Below are 15383 nucleotides of genomic sequence, written 5' to 3'. Positions count from 1 at the left end.
TCTTTGCCAAAATCCACAAGCGCAAAAGATCACTGACACGGCCAGCGGCGAGCGGTGCTGTGCGGAGACGGCTATGGCGATCAGGCTCTACAACACGCTGACGCGATCGAAGGACGTCTTCGTCCCGATCGATGACACGAATATCCGCATGTATGTCTGCGGTCCCACCGTCTATGACGACGCCCATATCGGCAATGCGCGGCCGGTGATCGTCTTCGATCTGCTGTTCCGCCTGCTCCGCCTTGTCTATGGCGCGGACCATGTCACCTATGCGCGGAACATCACGGACCTCGACGACAAGATCAACAAGCGCGCCCATGAGCGCGGCATCACCATCCGCGAACTGACCGAGGGCACGGCGGCGCGCTTCCATGCGGCGATCGACGCCCTCGGCAACCTGCGGCCGACGGTCGAGCCGCGGGCGACCGAGCATATCGCGGAGATGAAGGCGCTCTGCGAGAAGCTGCTGGCGGCCGGCCACGCCTATGTCGCCGAGGACCATGTGCTCTTCTCGGTGCCGTCCATGCCGAATTACGGCGGGCTGTCGAAGCGGCCGCTGGACGACATGATCGCCGGCGCGCGGGTCGACGTCGCCCCCTACAAGCGCTCGGAAATGGATTTCGTGCTGTGGAAGCCGTCGCGCGAGGCGCATGAGCCGGGCTGGGAGAGCCCCTGCGGCATTGCGCAGCCCGGCCGTCCCGGCTGGCATATCGAGTGCTCGGCCATGAGCTGGAAGCACCTCGGCGAGGTGTTCGACATCCATGGCGGCGGCATCGACCTCGTCTTCCCCCACCACGAGAACGAGGTGGCGCAGACCACCTGCGCCTTCGGGCATCCGATGATGGCCAATGTCTGGATGCACAACGGCTTCCTGCAGGTCGAGGGCGAGAAGATGTCCAAGAGCCTGGGGAATTTCGTGACGATCCAGGAGCTGCTCGACGGCTGGCAGGGCAAGGCCTGGCCGGGCGAGGTGCTGCGCCTGACCATGTTGAAGACGCATTACCGCCAGCCCATCGACTGGACTGTCCGGGCGATGGAAGAGAGCTGGAAGACGCTTGAAGGTTGGTACCGCGCGACGGCGGGGACGGCGGCAGGAGCAGTTCCCGATGCCGTTCTGGAGGCGCTGGGAGACGATCTCAATACGGCGAAGGCCATCGCTGAGCTGCACGCACTCGACAAGCGCGGCGATTATCCGGGCCTGAGAGCAGCGCTGGCGCTGATGGGCTTCGACGAGGCCCGCGCCGGCGAGCTTTCGGCCGAGATCGACGCGGAGGCGGACATGAAGGACACCGACCGTATCGATGACCTCATCGCCGCCCGCCTCGCCGCGCGCAAGGCGAAGAACTTCGCCGAGAGCGACCGCATCCGCGACGAACTCGCGGCGATGGGAATCCAGCTCAAGGACGGCAAGGACCCGGCGACCGGCGAGCCGGTGACGACCTGGGAGGTGATGCGATGACCGCCCGCTTCACCGGCGGCTGCCAGTGCGGCGCCGTGCGCTTTGCCTGCGAGAGCCTCGGCCGCGCCTCGCTCTGCCATTGCCGCATGTGCCAGAAGGCCTTCGGCAGCTATTTCGCGCCGCTGGCCAGCGCCCATGGGCTGACCTGGACGCGCGGAGCACCGAAGCACTTCCAGAGTTCCAGCATCGTGCGCCGTGGCTTTTGCGCCGATTGCGGCACGCCGCTGACCTATGAACATGCCGAAGGCGTCGAGCTTGCGCTTGGCGCCTTCGATGATCCGGCCGCCCTCCCCCCGGTCATCCAGATGGGGCTCGAGGCGCGCATGCCTTTCATCGCCGACATCGCGACGCTGCCGACACGCAGCCCGGCGGAGGAGGCCAAGGTCGCCGGCTTCTACGCATCGGTGGTGTCCTACCAGCATCCCGACCACGACACCGGCCGGTGGCCCGCATGAGCGGAGCGCCTCGCCATGCCGACGCGGACACGGCCCGCGCCCTGAAGCGCATCGCCTTCTGGGTCGGCGTGAAAAACCTGTTCCTCCTCGCGCTGACGCTCGTCGTCCTGCGCTGGAAAGGCCTGATCTGACATTGCCATGACCGATTCCATCACCGACACCCGCGAACGCCTCTATCTTTTCGACACGACGCTGCGCGACGGCGCCCAGACGACCGGCGTCGACTTCACCCTTGACGACAAGCTGAAGATCGCCGCCCTGCTGGACGATCTCGGCCTCGATTTCATCGAAGGCGGCTATCCCGGCGCCAATCCGACTGATACCGCCCTGTTCAGCGCGCCGCGCCGCCTGAAGGCGCAGTTCACCGCCTTCGGGATGACGAAGCGGGCCGGCCGCTCGGCGGCGAACGATCCGGGGGTCGCCGCCCTTCTCGATGCCGCGGCGGACGCCATTTGCTTCGTCGCCAAGGCCTGGGACTACCATGTCCATGTGGCGCTCGGCTGCACGCTGGAGGAGAACCTCGAGGGGATCACCGGCTCCGTCGTCGCTGCCAAGGCCCGGGGCCGCGAGGTGCTGGTCGACTGCGAGCATTTCTTCGACGGGTTCAAGGCCAACCGCGCCTATGCCCTCGCCTGCGCGCATGCCGCCTTCGAGGCCGGTGCGCGCTGGGTGGTGCTCTGCGACACCAATGGCGGCACCCTGCCCGAGGAGGTCGAGGCGATCGTGCGGGAGGTGGCGGCGGTGGTGCCGGGTGGCCATCTCGGCATCCATGCCCACAACGACACCGAACAGGCGGTGGCGAACACGCTGGCGGCGGTGCGCGCCGGCTGCCGGCAGATCCAGGGCACCCTCAACGGCCTCGGCGAGCGCTGCGGCAACGCCAACCTCACCTCGCTGATCCCGACGCTGCTGCTGAAACCCGCCTATGCCGACCGTTTCGCCGTCGGGGTGAGCCTCGACAAGCTCTCCCAGCTCACCAAGATCTCGCGCCAGCTCGACGAACTCATCAACCGCCCGCCGAACCGCCACGCGCCCTATGTCGGCGCCTCGGCCTTCGCCACCAAGGCCGGCATCCATGCCTCGGCGGTCCTGAAGGAGCCGGAGACCTACGAACACGTGCCGCCGGAGACGGTCGGCAACCGCCGCCGGGTCCTCGTGTCGGAACAGGCCGGCAAGTCCAACGTGCTGGCCGAGCTCGAGCGCGTCGGGCTGACGGTGGCCAAGGACGATCCGCGCGTCGCGCGCATCCTCGACGAGGTGAAGGAGCGCGAGAGCCTCGGCTATGCCTATGAGGGGGCCGACGCCTCGTTCTTCCTGCTCGCCAAGCGCGTCATGGGCGAGGTGCCGGCCTTCTTCACGGTGGAGCGCTTCAAGGTGAATGTCGAGCGGCGCTACAACGCCGTCGGCGATCTCGTCACCTTCTCCGAGGCGACCGTGAAGGTGAAGGTGGGCGACGAGGTCATGATCTCGGCGGCCGAGGGCAACGGCCCGGTCAATGCCCTCGACGCGGCGCTGCGCAAGGATCTCGGCCGCTACCAGCGCTTCATCGAGGATCTCGAACTCGTCGATTTCCGCGTCCGCATCCTCAACGGCGGCACCGGCGCGGTGACGCGCGTGCTGATCGAGAGCCGCGACGGCACAGGCGAGACCTGGACCACGGTGGGGGTCTCGGCCAACATCATCGACGCCAGCTTCCAGGCCCTGACGGATTCCATCACCTACAAGCTGGTGAAGGAGGGGGTCGGGCTGTGAGGTCAGAGATGGCGGAGATGGCGGAGAATATCCATCCGGCCGTGGAGAATGCGGACCACCCCGATTGCATCCGCGCTTCGCCTGTAGACGACGATATGCGATTCCACCGGCAGGATTCTCACCCCGGCCTTGATGTCGTCGATCGGCCGCCCGAGTTCGGGAAAGCGGAGAAGCCGCTCCATCGCCGCCTGCAGTGATCTCACATAGCGCACGGCCTGCTCGGTTCCCCAGGTCTCCGCCGACCAGTCGAAGATGTCCTCCAGGTCACGCGCGGCCCGTGGCGTGAGTTCGAGCCTCTCAGCCGTGACGCCGACTTCCGCTCGATGAACGCATCGAAGTCGAAGGGTCCGGAGACGCCGCTGAGGTCACCCTCGTCGATGGCCGCCCGCAAGGCCGCCACCTTCGCCTCGTGCTCCTCGAGGAGGCGCAGCCCGGCTCTCACGACCTCGCTGGCCGACGCGTAGCGCCCCTCGGTGACCCGCTCTTCGATGAAGGTGGCAAAGTGATCGCCGAGACTGATGGACGTGTTTTTTGCCATTAGCGGAGAATACCAATTTTTGGTATAATCGTACAACCCTCACATCTTCTCGATGACCACCGTGTCGTGCTCGGCGGCCAGCGCTTCCTGCGGCAGGTCCGCCACCTGGTCGCGGATCGTCGGGATGATGTCCCGGATCTCGTCGATGACAGTGTATTTCACTGCGAGGCCGGGCCGGATGAAGCCCTCGCTCTTCATGTGATCGAGCAGGACCCGCAGAGGATCCCAGAAGCCGCCGACATTGGCGATGATGACGGGCTTGGCGTGGCGGCCGAGCTGGGCCCAGGTGAGCTGCTCGACGAGTTCCTCCAGCGTGCCGATGCCACCGGGCAGTGCGACGAAAGCGTCGGCCTCGATGAACATCCGCATCTTGCGCGTGTGCATGTCGGAGACGGTGACGACGTCGATCACCGCGTCGAGGGGCATTTCCTTGCGCTTGAGGAAGTCCGGGATGATGCCGAGCACCTTGCCGCCGCCGTCGACCACGGATTTCGCCAGCGTGCCCATCAGGCCGATGCCACCGCCGCCATAGACCAGGCGAATCCCGGCCCTGGCCATGGCCGCCCCGAGTTCGCGCGCCGCCTGCTCGTGGACGACGTCATGGCCCGAGCCGGAGCCGCAATAGACGCAGATGGACTTGATCGTCGCCATGGTGGCCTCGTGAGCGGGGATTTCGGCTGCGAGGGCGCAGACCGCGAGTCGCGGGCGAGACCATAGCAGGGCGCGCCGGCCGAGGTCAGCCATGCGCATTCGCGCGACGCCGGGGCTTCACGGGCCGGGAAAGGAGATTATATCGGTTCCAGAGAAAATCTCACACTCCCCAAGGACAAGATCATCGTGACAGCTCCTCACGCGCCGTCCGGGCCCGCGGCCGGGCCCCGGCCCGTCTCCGCCGAGGGCGGCGCGCTGACGCGCACGATCCTGCATCTTTGGCCCTTCATCTGGCCGCATGAACGGGCCGACCTGAAGACGCGCGTCGCCTGGGCCATGGTGCTGCTGGTCATCGCCAAGCTCGTCACCATGGTTGTGCCGTTTACGTTCAAATGGGCCACCGACGCCCTCGCCGCTCCGCAGGCGGCCGATGCCGGCTGGTGGGCGGCCGTCCTCGCCGCCCCGCTGGCTTTCACCCTCGCCTACGGCATCTCGCGCGTCCTGATGGCCGTCGTCACGCAGATGCGCGACGGCCTCTTCGCCAAGGTGTCGATGCATGCGGTGCGGCGCCTCGCGCTGCTCACCTTCGAGCACATGCACAAGCTCTCCCTGCGCTTCCACCTGGAGCGCAAGACCGGCGGGCTGACGCGCGTGCTCGAGAGGGGCCGAAACGCCATCGAGACCATCGTCAGGATGATCATCCTCCAGCTGCTGCCGACCATCCTCGAGCTGGCGATGATCGTCGGCATCCTCCTGTGGATGTTCGACTGGCGCTATGTCGTGGTCATCCTGGTGACCGTGGCGGCCTATCTCGGCTTTACCTACTACGCCACCGAATGGCGCATCGCCATCCGCCGCGACATGAACGAGAGCGACACCAACGCAAACGTCAAGGCCATCGACTCGCTCCTGAACTTCGAGACGGTCAAGTATTTCTCCGCCGAGGCGCGCGAAAAGGCCCGCTACGACGTCTCCATGGCGAAATACGAGACGGCCTCGACCAAGGCGTTGACCTCGCTCGCCGTGCTGAACGCAGGTCAGGCAGCGATCTTCACCGTCGGCATGACGGTCGCCATGGTGCTCTGCGCCATCGACATCACACGCGGGCGCAACACGGTCGGCGACTTCGTCATGATCAACGCCATGATGATCCAGCTCTATCAACCGCTGAATTTCATGGGCATGGTCTATCGCGAGATCAAGCAGGCGGTGACCGACATCGAGGCGATGTTCGCCATCCTCGGTCGTGCCCCCGAGATCGTCGACCGTCCGGGCGCAGCGGAACTCGCGGTTGCCGGCGGCACGATCCGCTTCGAGGACGTGACCTTCGCCTATGACCCGGCGCGGCCCATCCTCAAGGGCGTGTCCTTCGAGGTGCCGGCGGGCAAGTCCATCGCCATCGTCGGTCCCTCGGGGGCCGGCAAGTCGACCATCTCGCGCCTGCTGTTCCGCTTCTACGACATCAGCGGCGGCCGTATCACCGTCGACGGGCAGGACATCCGCGAGGTCACGCAGGCCTCGTTGCGCCGGGCCATCGGCATGGTCCCGCAGGACACCGTGCTGTTCAACGACACGATCCGCTACAACATCCGCTACGGCCGCTGGGAGGCGAGCGACGCCGAGGTCGAGGAGGCGGCAGGCCTCGCCCAGATCCACGACTTCATCGCGCGCAGTCCGGACGGCTATGCGACCGAGGTCGGCGAGCGCGGCCTCAAGCTTTCCGGCGGCGAGAAGCAGCGCGTCGCCATCGCCCGCGCCATCCTCAAGTCGCCGCCCATTCTGGTCCTTGATGAAGCGACCTCGGCACTCGACAGCCATACCGAACGGGAGATCCAGGAAGCCCTCGACCGCATCTCCCGCGACCGCACCGCCATCGTCATCGCCCACCGCCTGTCGACCGTGGTGAATGCCGACGAGATCATCGTTCTCGACGACGGCAGAGTGGCCGAGCGCGGCACGCATGCAGAACTGCTTGCCAAGGGCGGCCTCTATGCCGGATTGTGGAACCGTCAGCGCGAAGCGGCCGAGGCCGAGGAAAAAATCGCAGGCCTCGATCGCGGCACTCCCGCCCGGTCACAGGAAGCTGCCTCTGGTTCGTCCGCGGAAAGCGCTGCCGCCTTCGTCAAGCCGCCACGGCAGGCGGCGGAGTAAACGGCCCCATGGTCGAGACACGCGAGCGGCCCCTGTCGTTGTCCTACCGCCGGCCTGCGGACCGTTCGGAGAAGAACGTGCTGCGGGATGTCGTGGAAGACCTGCGCCACGATGCGCAGTCCGACCTCGCCGAAGTGGGCTCGGGGTTCGGTCTCGGCCTCATCTCGCTCCTGTTCATCGGTCCCGTCGCGCTCCTCGCCGCCTGGGGCCTGCAATTCGCTACCGGCGTGTCCTTCGGCAACGATCAGACCTGGCTGCTGGCCGCGCTCTTCTGGCTCGGCGGCTGGGGCGGCATGAGCGCCCTGCGCGTCGTCGCGCGAAGGGGCCGGACGACGGCGCTGCGGCGGGCCATCCTCGCGGACATCGCCGAGGGCGACGTGCAGGAGGAGAGCTGGCGCTTCGTCGAGGCCATCGGCTTCCAGGAGGCCGAGACCATGCCGCTCGTCTATCTGGTCCTCGCCGACAACGGCTCCGTCGTCGCCTTCGAGGAAACGCGGCTCACCGGCCGGGAGCGTAGCCCCGGCGAGAAGTTCGTCTCGGCAGCGCCTTCCGATGCGGTGCTGGTGCGCGGGGCACGCTCCGGCATCCTCATCAGCGAGAACTATTCCGGACCCGCCCTGCCGCTGCTCGACGTCCATCCGCTGAAGCTCGCGCGCGAGGACAGGCCCGCCCATGGCAGCCTCGTCGACCGCCCGTGGATGGCGGTGGCGGCATGGATGTCGGGGCGTTCGTCGATCGGCTGACAGACGCCGTCGCGGCTCCTCAGGATGCCTCGGAATCAAGGGCCTTGCGTGCCAGGGCCACGGCCTCTGCCAGTACGGCTTGATCCCCCACATGGTTGGCGAGGATCAGCAGAAGCCGGGCGTTGAAGGCGGCGCTGGCGCTTTCCGACAGGGGCCTGTGGGCATCGGCCAGGATGCGCAGGGCGGCATCGGGGTCTGCGAAACGGTTTTCGGTCACCAGCGGCGTCGCGTGCTGGTCCTCATGTTGAGATTCAACCCGTTCAGGCGATGATTCCGATTCAGCGCGGCCGGCCAAGTCCTTGTCCTGGAATCCCTTCGCGCGCCGCATCGCATGTTCGACCTTCACGGGATCGGGGCTGCGCCAGCGTGCCGCCAGATGTCCGTCCGGGCGCAACAGGAAGCCCGCACCGGGCGTGGCGTCGAAGCGCTGGGCGAAGAGCCCGTCGCCGTCGCGCAGGTCCGGGCCGATGGTCAGGCGGTCGCAGCCGGGAACCGCCATGCCCGTCTCTCCCATCGTGATCAGGGTAAAGCGCCCCGCGGCGAGCGCGGTGAGGTGGGTCTGGCGACCGTCGGCACGCATGAGGGGCAGGTCGGGCACCGGCGCGCCCAGACGCGCCGTACCGGCCCAGTCATCACCGTCCGGGGTCGACAGTTCGCTGTCATAGGTCGTCGGGGTGGAGAGCCGCCCGGAATTGACGAGGCGCCGCGCGAAAGGTGCCGAAGCGGCCAGCGCCAGCGCGGCGTCGCGGACGGTCCTCTCGCCCGGCGAGGGCGGCGCGATGAAGTCGGTGGCACGCGTCGAGTTCAGAATGTTCTCATCGGCCGCGGCGCCGCGCTCGCCATCATAGGTCGCGAGCAGGCCCGGCCCCGCCTCCCGCCTCAGGATCAGGGCCAGCTTCCAGGCGAGGTTTTCGGCATCCTGAATCCCGGAATTGGCACCCCGGGCTCCGAAGGGCGAGACCTGGTGGGCGGCATCGCCGGCGAAGATCACCCGGCCGTGGATGAAGCGGGCGAGCCGGCGGCACTGGAAGGTGTAGACCGACACCCATTCGAGCGTGAAGGCATCGTGGCCGAGCATCCGGCGGATGCGCGGGACGACATTTTCCGGCCGCTTCTCCACCTCGGCATCGGCATCGCGACCTAGTTGCAGGTCGATGCGCCAGACATCGTCCGGCTGCTTGTGCAGCAGGGCCGACTGTCCCGCATGGAAGGGCGGCTGGAACCAGAACCAGCGTTCGGTCGGAAAGTCCGCGCTCATCTTCACGTCGGCGATCAGGAAGCGGTCGTCGAAGACCTCGCCGTCAAAGTCGAGCCCCATCATGGAGCGGATCGGCGATCGAGAGCCGTCGCAGGCGATGACCCAGTCGGCGGCGATGCGGTACGGGCCGTCGGGCGTCCCGACGGTCAGGATGGCGCCATCGCCCTGCGGCGCGATGGCGTCGACGCGGTTCAGCCAGCGCAGGTCGATGCGGTCGCCGAGTTCAAGGGCGCGCGCCACCAGCGCCGCCTCGACGTGGAATTGCTGGATGTTGATGAAGGCGGGACGGCGATGTCCGGCCTCCGGCAGCAGGTCGAAGTCGTAGAGTTCGCGCTCGCCGAGGAAGACGCGGCCGCGCTGCCAGGTCACACCCTTGGCGACCAGCCCTTCGCCGACGCCCAGCCGGTCGAAGATCTCCAGCGTCCGCTTGGCGAAACAGATGGCGCGGCTGCCCTCGCCGATGCGGTCGGCATCGTCGAGGACGACGCTGGCGATGCCGGCGAGGGCGAGATCGATGGCGAGCGACAGGCCGACGGGTCCGGCGCCGACGATGACGACGGGATGGCGCGCGGGTGCCGCAGCGGACTGATCCGGATGGCGCCGATAAGTGAAGCGAAGCGGCAGCGCGTCCGGCGCGGCGATCGGCATGCACGGCCTCCCGATGGTTTCGCCTGAAACCGTTTCCGCCTGTTTTGACCGAGGCGGGCGCCCCCGTCCACCCCGTCGCTCAGCCGCCGGCCCGCATGACGGCGCTCGCGGTCTTGAGGATGGCACTGGCGATGCGGAACGCCGAGAAGAAGGCGATCGCCGCCAGGACGAATTCCAGAACGCGGCCTCGGCGCCACAAATGCGCGTAGAAGGCGAGCGACACGAAGGGCCAGCGGATCCGATAGGGAGCGATGCCCCGCATCCAGGGCCGCATAAGCATCTCACGCGCCGGCACGCCGAGCTCGTCGGCAACCCAGCGCGGCCAGAAGGAGAGGAGCCAGGCTGTCGCCCCGATCAGCGCGAGCCAGACGAGACCGTGGAGAACGAGATCCATGAGGCACTTTCTCGGTATCGGGGGCGATGCGGGCCGAGGCTGCCCGGCCGCGCGCCCTGAAGGTCAGCCGCCGCTGGGAGCCGCCGGTGTGTCGGCGCGGGGTGCGTAGAGAGGGCCGATGACGCGGATGTTGCGCCGGTCTGGCTCGCTGCCGCTTTGCGCGGGGGACGGCAGTTGCAGGGCATCCGGCGTTGTGCCGCGGATTTCCAGCGGTTCCGGCTCGGCGGGGGCGCGAACGGTGCCGTCGAGACCGATGGTCGGGCGGGGAGCACCGTCGCGACCGCGCGCCCGGTCGAGCCGTTCCAGACGCTCGGCCTCGCGGCGGGTGCGCTGCTCGGAGGCAATCTCCTCGCGCACCGCCTGCCGCTGGTCGGCGGGCATGGACAGGAGGCGCGCCTGCTCGGCGGAGATCACCTGATCGCCGGAGCGCAGGGTCGGGTCGGCGCGATCGGCGAAGGCCTGCGCCCAGGAGCCGTTGCGCGGCCGGCAGGTGCAGGCGGCGTCGAAACGCTGGCGGAAGCGCAGGGCATTGGGCAGCGCCGTGTAGGGGGCGCCGCTCATCGACACGGCATTCTCGATCTGGTCGTCGCGCATGCGGTAGAGCGCGACCTCGGCGCCGGGACACTGCATCTGGCAGAGCTCCTCCTGACCGAGCTGCGCGCCCGGCCGCGGTGACGAGGTCATGGGGAAGAAGGCACCGTCGCAGAGGCGGACGCAGACGGCGCGGTGACCGACATTGCGCGGACGGGCGTCGCCGTCGCCGGGACGCAACTGCTCCTCGGGCACGGGCGCGACATCGTCGAAGCGGGGGTCGCGCCGCGCACTGAACAGGTGCTCGATGAAATTGCCGAAGCCGGGACGCTGCGGCTCGGCACCTTCGCGGTAGGCCGACTGCGGCCGCGAGTCCGGCGTCCGGTATTCACGGTGAAAATCGCGATCGGGCGTGGCGCCGAAGCCGAAGAGGCCCGTACGCGGCGGGGCCGCGGCCTCGCGCGTCACCGCGCCACCGCGGCAGCCATTGGCGTCGAAGGCGGCGATGAGCTGCGCCCGCTGCTGGGCCCGCTGGGCGGTCTCCATCCCTCCGCCGCCCGCCTGCGTCTCCAGCTGGGCGAGATTGGCCTGCATCTGGCGGCGGCGCCCGTCGAGGGCGGCGCATTGGGCGCCCTGGAAGAAGCCGCCGCAGCCTGCCGCCTGGTAGGCGCGGGTGACGTTGGCGATCTCGGCCCGCTGGCTGCGGGCCGCCGCGACGAAGCGGCGGTTGGCGGCGCCGCCGGCGGGCGCCCGGTCGAGCTGGGCGATCCGGGCGCGAATCTGCCCGCAGACCGCCGGGGCCTGCGCCTGGGCCTGGGACGGCTGCGCCATATCGGCGGCGATGGCGACTGCCATCCCCGCCAAAGCCAGCCACACCGCCCTCCTGGGGCCCCGAAGAACCTGCACGTGTCCCCCTTCGGACTGTTCCGGCATCTCATGCGCCGGTACGATCTAGCCCCATAACTATTTCTATTTCGTGGTCTTCGCCAGAACGCGCGCCGACGCAGTCCAGCGTCCCTGCCGCGCCATTGCCGAACGGCGAGGCCTGCGTCCAAATGGTCGCCAAGCCGCCCTGGTTCCGAGAGGCCCCGCCGATGACGCCGATCTTCCACCGCAGCCTCGCCCACGACTACCCTGTCGCCGTGTCGGGCACGGGCCTCGTCATCCGCGATTCCGCCGGCCGCGACTATATCGACGCCTCCGGCGGAGCGGCGGTCTCCTGCCTCGGCCATTCGCATCCCGACGTGCTGGCCGCCATGCATGCCCAGCTCGACAGTCTCGCCTACGCCCATACGAGCTTCTTCACGACCGCGGTGGCGGAGGAACTGGCTGAAACCCTCGTTGCCGATGCCCCCGCCGGCATGGGCCATGTCTATTTCCTCTCCGGCGGATCGGAGGCGATCGAGACGGCGCTGAAGATGGCGCGGCAATATTTCGTCGAGATCGGCCAGCCGCAGCGCCGGCATTTCATCGGCCGGCGGCAGAGTTATCACGGCAACACGCTGGGGGCCCTCGCCATCGGCCACAATGCAGCGCGGCGGGTGCAATATGCGCCGCTGCTGATCGAAGCCCACCATGTCGCGCCGGCCTATGACTATCGCGGCCGCGAGCCCGGCGAGACGCCGGAGGCCTATGGCGCGCGCCTCGCCGCCGAACTGGCGGGTGAGATTGACCGTCTCGGGCCTGACAGCGTCATCGCCTTCGTCGCCGAGACCGTGGGCGGGGCGACCTGCGGCGCCATCACCGCCCCGCCGGGCTACTTCCGCACTGTCAGGGAGATTTGCGACCGCCACGGCATCCTTTTGATCCTCGACGAGGTCATGTGCGGCATGGGCCGCACCGGCACGCTGCACGCCTGCGAGCACGAGGGCGTCGCCCCCGACCTCATGACCATCGCCAAGGGGCTCGGCGGCGGCTTTGCCCCGATAGGCGCGGTGCTGGTCGCCGACACGGTGTTCCAGGCCTTCGACCGCGGCTCGAAGCTGTTCCAGCACGGCCATACCTATCTCGGCCATGCGCTGGCCTGCGCCGCCGGCCTCGCCGTGCAGAAGGTGATCAAGCGCGACGGTCTCCTCGCCAATGTGCAGGCGCAGGGGGCGCACCTGACGCGTCGCCTCGGCGAGCGCTTCGGCAACCACCATCATGTCGGCGACATCCGCGGCCGCGGCCTGTTCCAGGCCATCGAACTCGTCTTCGACCGCGGCAGCAAAGCAACCTTCGACCCGGCGCTGAAGCTGCATGCGCGCATCAAGGCCGAGGCCATGGCCCGCGGGCTGATGGTCTATCCGTCCGGCGGAACGGCCGACGGCACGCGCGGCGACCACGTTCTCCTCGCCCCGCCCTTCATCGCCACCGCCTCCGACATCGACGGGATCGTCGAACGGCTGGGCGAGGCGGTGGACGCCGCGATCGCCGCGGCGGCGTGAGAGGCGGGTATCCTCTCGTCAGGGTCCGGGCTGGTTCATCGGTGGCAGCGCATCGCCGCTGCACCCGTCCGCCGGTCGCACCCGAAGCTCCACCGTTTCCGCCATCTCGATTCTTGACACCGGTCGGGGGGAGCCGCTAGGAACGCGGCTCTTCGCCAGTCGATGGCGCGGGCGCGTAGCTCAGCGGGAGAGCACTCCCTTCACACGGGAGGGGTCACAGGTTCAATCCCTGTCGCGCCCACCATTCTCTATGACTGACCAGCCGAACCGATGGCGATGCGTGGCGCCGCCTGTCCGGCCCGGAACTCGCCTGACACCAGCATTGGGATCGTGCTCCGGGTCACGCCGGGATGGCGGTCGCCGCCGCCCGTGATCCTGGACGGTGGCGCGCTCCTTATGGCGTTTCGACACCCGATCCCCGGCGCCACCCGCATGCTCTCCCGGAACCCGTTGCCAACCTGATATATCAGGTGTACCTGTCATATCAGGAGCGGCTATGCTGACAGTGATCGGCGGAGTACGGGACAGGGCGTCACGCGGCCGGACGGCGGCGACGGCGGTCCATGGCCTGTTGCGCGACGATATCCTGTCGCTCCGCCTCGCTCCGGGTTCTCAGCTCAACGAGAAGGACATCGCCGCCCAGCACGGCGTCAGCCGCACGCCGGTCCGCGAGGCCCTGCTCCGCCTCTCGGACGAGGGTCTGGTGGACATCGTCTCGAAGTCCGGGACCTATGTCTCGCGCATTCCGCTGGCCGACCTTCCCGAAGCCATTACCATCCGGCGCGTTCTGGAGCAGCATGCGGTGCGCGCTGCCGTGGAACGCGCGACGAAAAGCCAAATCATCGCGCTCGGCGCCATCCTGGCGCGCATGGCGGAATCGGCGGAGGCCGGCGATACCGAGGCCTTCCACCGCGCCGACGAGGCCTTCCACGAGGCGATCGCGGCGGCGGGCGGCCATCCCGGCGTCTGGGCGCTAGTCCGGCATGTCAAGCTGCAGGTCGACCGGTTCCGCCGCCTGACCTTGCCGCTTGCGGGGCGGATGGCGCGTGTGGTGGCCGAGCATGAGGCGGTTCTGCATGCCCTTGAGCAGCGCCGGCCGGATGCCGCGGCTGAGGCGCTCGGCCGGCATATCGACGGCCTCAAGCTCGGGACCGAGGATCTTAAGCACTTTAACCCCGATTTTTTCGTGGAGGATAGCGGGCGGCCCGACCTGAAGCGCGCCTGAAGCCCATTCACCGCCAGGTCCCGAAGGACCCTGCGGCAACAAGCGGCGGATCAACCGCCCATCACACCATCACCACGGGTAGGGAGGACACCCCATGACCATCACACGCCGCAACGCCCTGATCGCGGGCGCGGGACTTGCAACGACCGCGATCGGCCCCTTCGGCGCCACGCCGCTGCGCGCCCAGCAGACGAAGCTGAAATGGGCCCATGTCTACGAGACGGGCGAGGCCTATCACACCGATGCCCTCTGGGCCGCGGCGGAAATCGCCAAGCGCACCAACGGCAAGTACCAGATCGATGTTTTCGCTGCCTCGCAACTCGGCAACGAGAACCAGATCAACGAGGCGCTCGGTCTCGGGGCGGTCGATATCATCTATACCGGCGTCGCCTTCGCCGGCTCGATCCACAGGCCGATCGCCATCACCAACGCGCCCTATGTGCTGCGCGACTTCAACCACTGGAAGGCCTATCGCGACTCGCCGCTGTTCAGGCAGATCGCCGCGGGCTACGAGGGCCGCACCCGCCACAAGGTGACCGCCCTCACCTATTACGGCGAGCGCCATGTGACCGCCAACCGTGCGATCAACAAGCCCGAGGACATGCGCGGCATGAAGCTGCGCGTGCCGCCGGCGCCGCTCTTCCTGATGTTCACCAAGTCGGTCGGCGCCAACGCGACGCCGATCGCCTTCGCCGAGGTCTATCTGGCCCTGCAGCAGGGCACGGTCGACGGCCAGGAGAACCCGCTTCCCACCATCATGGCGAAGAAGTTCTACGAGGTGCAGAGCCACATCATGCTCACCGGCCACATCACGGAATCGCTGCTGTCGATCGTCGGCAGCCACGTCTGGGCCCGGCTGAACGACGCCGAGAAGAAGATCTTCTCCGACGTGCTGATGGAGGCCGCCTCCCGCGCATCTGACCATATCCGCGAGAGCGAGCAGAAGCTCGCCGAGGAGTTCCGCAAGCTCGGCAAGACCGTCATCGCGCCTGACCGCGCGGCGTTCCGGGCCGTGGCGGTGCCGCTGCACAACGATGCGGCCTCGGGTGCCGGCTGGTCAAAGGCCGAGTACGACGCGCTCCAGGGGCTTGCCTCCTCCAGCTGAGGCGGCGGCGCCTTCTCCGCCCGACATCGAGACGGTGGTGCCTTTGC

13 protein-coding genes, 1 tRNA gene and 2 pseudogenes are annotated in these 15383 nt (G+C 68.1%); 10 read left to right on the top strand and 6 right to left on the bottom strand.

Going from position 1 to position 15383, the window contains the following annotated elements; genetic code table 11:
* Positions 1–73 precede the first annotated feature (73 nt).
* From cysS to cimA, 4 genes are read left to right on the top strand one after another with little or no spacing between them, the layout of a single operon-like run.
* Positions 74–1459 carry a cysteine--tRNA ligase gene (gene cysS / locus Q8O26_RS11380; protein ID WP_305575639.1) on the top strand — a complete coding sequence of 462 codons (1386 nt, stop codon included), beginning with the start codon at positions 74–76 and terminating at the stop codon, positions 1457–1459.
* The gene (locus Q8O26_RS11375) at positions 1456–1914 is read left to right on the top strand and encodes a GFA family protein (protein WP_305575637.1); all 459 of its coding nucleotides are present in this window, start codon (positions 1456–1458) and stop codon (positions 1912–1914) included. The genes cysS and Q8O26_RS11375 overlap by 4 nt, the downstream gene beginning before the upstream one ends.
* Positions 1911–2045: a hypothetical protein gene (locus tag Q8O26_RS11370; RefSeq protein WP_305575635.1), complete on the top strand. Its 135-nt coding sequence runs from the start codon at positions 1911–1913 to the stop codon at positions 2043–2045. The genes Q8O26_RS11375 and Q8O26_RS11370 overlap by 4 nt, the downstream gene beginning before the upstream one ends.
* Positions 2046–2052: 7 nt before the next feature.
* Entirely contained in the window at positions 2053–3666 is a 1614-nt protein-coding gene (gene cimA / locus Q8O26_RS11365) for a citramalate synthase (protein ID WP_305575633.1), read from the top strand.
* A 2-nt stretch (positions 3667–3668) separates the two neighbouring features.
* Here the strand turns inward: cimA and Q8O26_RS11360 are convergent.
* The 3 genes and pseudogenes from Q8O26_RS11360 to Q8O26_RS11350 all read right to left on the bottom strand — a co-directional run.
* A pseudogene (locus Q8O26_RS11360) lies at positions 3669–3947 on the bottom strand (type II toxin-antitoxin system RelE/ParE family toxin); the annotation flags it as partial.
* A 32-nt stretch (positions 3948–3979) separates the two neighbouring features.
* A pseudogene (locus tag Q8O26_RS11355) lies at positions 3980–4204 on the bottom strand (type II toxin-antitoxin system ParD family antitoxin); the annotation flags it as partial.
* A gap of 39 nt (positions 4205–4243) precedes the next feature.
* Positions 4244–4855, bottom strand: a complete 612-nt coding sequence (locus Q8O26_RS11350) for a TIGR00730 family Rossman fold protein (protein WP_305575631.1) — start codon at positions 4853–4855, stop codon at positions 4244–4246.
* 186 nt (positions 4856–5041) lie between these two features.
* Between Q8O26_RS11350 and Q8O26_RS11345 the strand changes: the two genes are divergently transcribed.
* On the top strand, positions 5042–7006 hold the full coding sequence (locus Q8O26_RS11345; RefSeq protein ID WP_371134539.1) for an ABC transporter ATP-binding protein/permease: 1965 nt from the start codon (positions 5042–5044) through the stop codon (positions 7004–7006).
* 8 nt (positions 7007–7014) lie between these two features.
* A complete protein-coding gene (locus Q8O26_RS11340; protein ID WP_305575629.1) occupies positions 7015–7749 on the top strand; it encodes a hypothetical protein in 735 nt (244 codons plus the stop codon).
* Between the two features lie 19 nt (positions 7750–7768).
* Here the strand turns inward: Q8O26_RS11340 and Q8O26_RS11330 are convergent, their stop codons facing one another.
* The 3 genes from Q8O26_RS11330 to Q8O26_RS11320 all read right to left on the bottom strand — a co-directional run bounded on the left by Q8O26_RS11330 (position 7769) and on the right by Q8O26_RS11320 (position 11435).
* Entirely contained in the window at positions 7769–9655 is a 1887-nt protein-coding gene (locus Q8O26_RS11330; protein ID WP_371134537.1) for an FAD-dependent monooxygenase, read from the bottom strand.
* 79 nt (positions 9656–9734) lie between these two features.
* Positions 9735–10049 carry a hypothetical protein gene (locus tag Q8O26_RS11325; RefSeq protein ID WP_305575628.1) on the bottom strand — a complete coding sequence of 105 codons (315 nt, stop codon included), beginning with the start codon at positions 10047–10049 and terminating at the stop codon, positions 9735–9737.
* Between the two features lie 63 nt (positions 10050–10112).
* Entirely contained in the window at positions 10113–11435 is a 1323-nt protein-coding gene (locus tag Q8O26_RS11320; protein WP_305575627.1) for a DUF2865 domain-containing protein, read from the bottom strand.
* A 239-nt stretch (positions 11436–11674) separates the two neighbouring features.
* Here Q8O26_RS11320 and Q8O26_RS11315 point away from each other — a divergent pair, with 239 nt between their 5' ends.
* The 4 genes from Q8O26_RS11315 to Q8O26_RS11300 all read left to right on the top strand — a co-directional run bounded on the left by Q8O26_RS11315 (position 11675) and on the right by Q8O26_RS11300 (position 15336).
* Complete coding sequence (locus Q8O26_RS11315; protein WP_305575625.1) at positions 11675–13006, top strand: aspartate aminotransferase family protein; 1332 nt, start codon at positions 11675–11677, stop codon at positions 13004–13006.
* 169 nt (positions 13007–13175) lie between these two features.
* Positions 13176–13250, top strand: a tRNA-Val gene (locus Q8O26_RS11310).
* A gap of 252 nt (positions 13251–13502) precedes the next feature.
* A complete protein-coding gene (locus Q8O26_RS11305) occupies positions 13503–14231 on the top strand; it encodes a GntR family transcriptional regulator (protein ID WP_305575623.1) in 729 nt (242 codons plus the stop codon).
* Positions 14232–14325: 94 nt separating this feature from the next.
* On the top strand, positions 14326–15336 hold the full coding sequence (locus tag Q8O26_RS11300) for a sialic acid TRAP transporter substrate-binding protein SiaP (protein WP_305575621.1): 1011 nt from the start codon (positions 14326–14328) through the stop codon (positions 15334–15336).
* Positions 15337–15383 lie beyond the last annotated feature (47 nt).

Source organism: Phreatobacter sp. (assembly GCF_030691135.1).
Taxonomy (GTDB): domain Bacteria; phylum Pseudomonadota; class Alphaproteobacteria; order Rhizobiales; family Phreatobacteraceae; genus Phreatobacter.
The sequence above is the reverse complement of the archived record's forward strand: the minus strand, read 5'-3'. Positions and strand labels throughout refer to the sequence as shown.

What these genes read in the sequence shown, in the direction of transcription:
- cysS (WP_305575639.1), top strand. Translation starts at nt 74, where the DNA reads ATGGCGATCAGGCTCTACAACACGCTGACGCGATCGAAGGACGTCTTC.
- Q8O26_RS11375 (WP_305575637.1), top strand. Translation starts at nt 1,456, where the DNA reads ATGACCGCCCGCTTCACCGGCGGCTGCCAGTGCGGCGCCGTGCGCTTT.
- Q8O26_RS11370 (WP_305575635.1), top strand. Translation starts at nt 1,911, where the DNA reads ATGAGCGGAGCGCCTCGCCATGCCGACGCGGACACGGCCCGCGCCCTG.
- cimA (WP_305575633.1), top strand. Translation starts at nt 2,053, where the DNA reads ATGACCGATTCCATCACCGACACCCGCGAACGCCTCTATCTTTTCGAC.
- Q8O26_RS11350 (WP_305575631.1), bottom strand. Translation starts at nt 4,855, where the DNA reads ATGGCGACGATCAAGTCCATCTGCGTCTATTGCGGCTCCGGCTCGGGC.
- Q8O26_RS11340 (WP_305575629.1), top strand. Translation starts at nt 7,015, where the DNA reads ATGGTCGAGACACGCGAGCGGCCCCTGTCGTTGTCCTACCGCCGGCCT.
- Q8O26_RS11330 (WP_371134537.1), bottom strand. Translation starts at nt 9,655, where the DNA reads ATGCCGATCGCCGCGCCGGACGCGCTGCCGCTTCGCTTCACTTATCGG.
- Q8O26_RS11325 (WP_305575628.1), bottom strand. Translation starts at nt 10,049, where the DNA reads ATGGATCTCGTTCTCCACGGTCTCGTCTGGCTCGCGCTGATCGGGGCG.
- Q8O26_RS11320 (WP_305575627.1), bottom strand. Translation starts at nt 11,435, where the DNA reads ATGGCAGTCGCCATCGCCGCCGATATGGCGCAGCCGTCCCAGGCCCAG.
- Q8O26_RS11315 (WP_305575625.1), top strand. Translation starts at nt 11,675, where the DNA reads ATGACGCCGATCTTCCACCGCAGCCTCGCCCACGACTACCCTGTCGCC.
- Q8O26_RS11305 (WP_305575623.1), top strand. Translation starts at nt 13,503, where the DNA reads ATGCTGACAGTGATCGGCGGAGTACGGGACAGGGCGTCACGCGGCCGG.
- Q8O26_RS11300 (WP_305575621.1), top strand. Translation starts at nt 14,326, where the DNA reads ATGACCATCACACGCCGCAACGCCCTGATCGCGGGCGCGGGACTTGCA.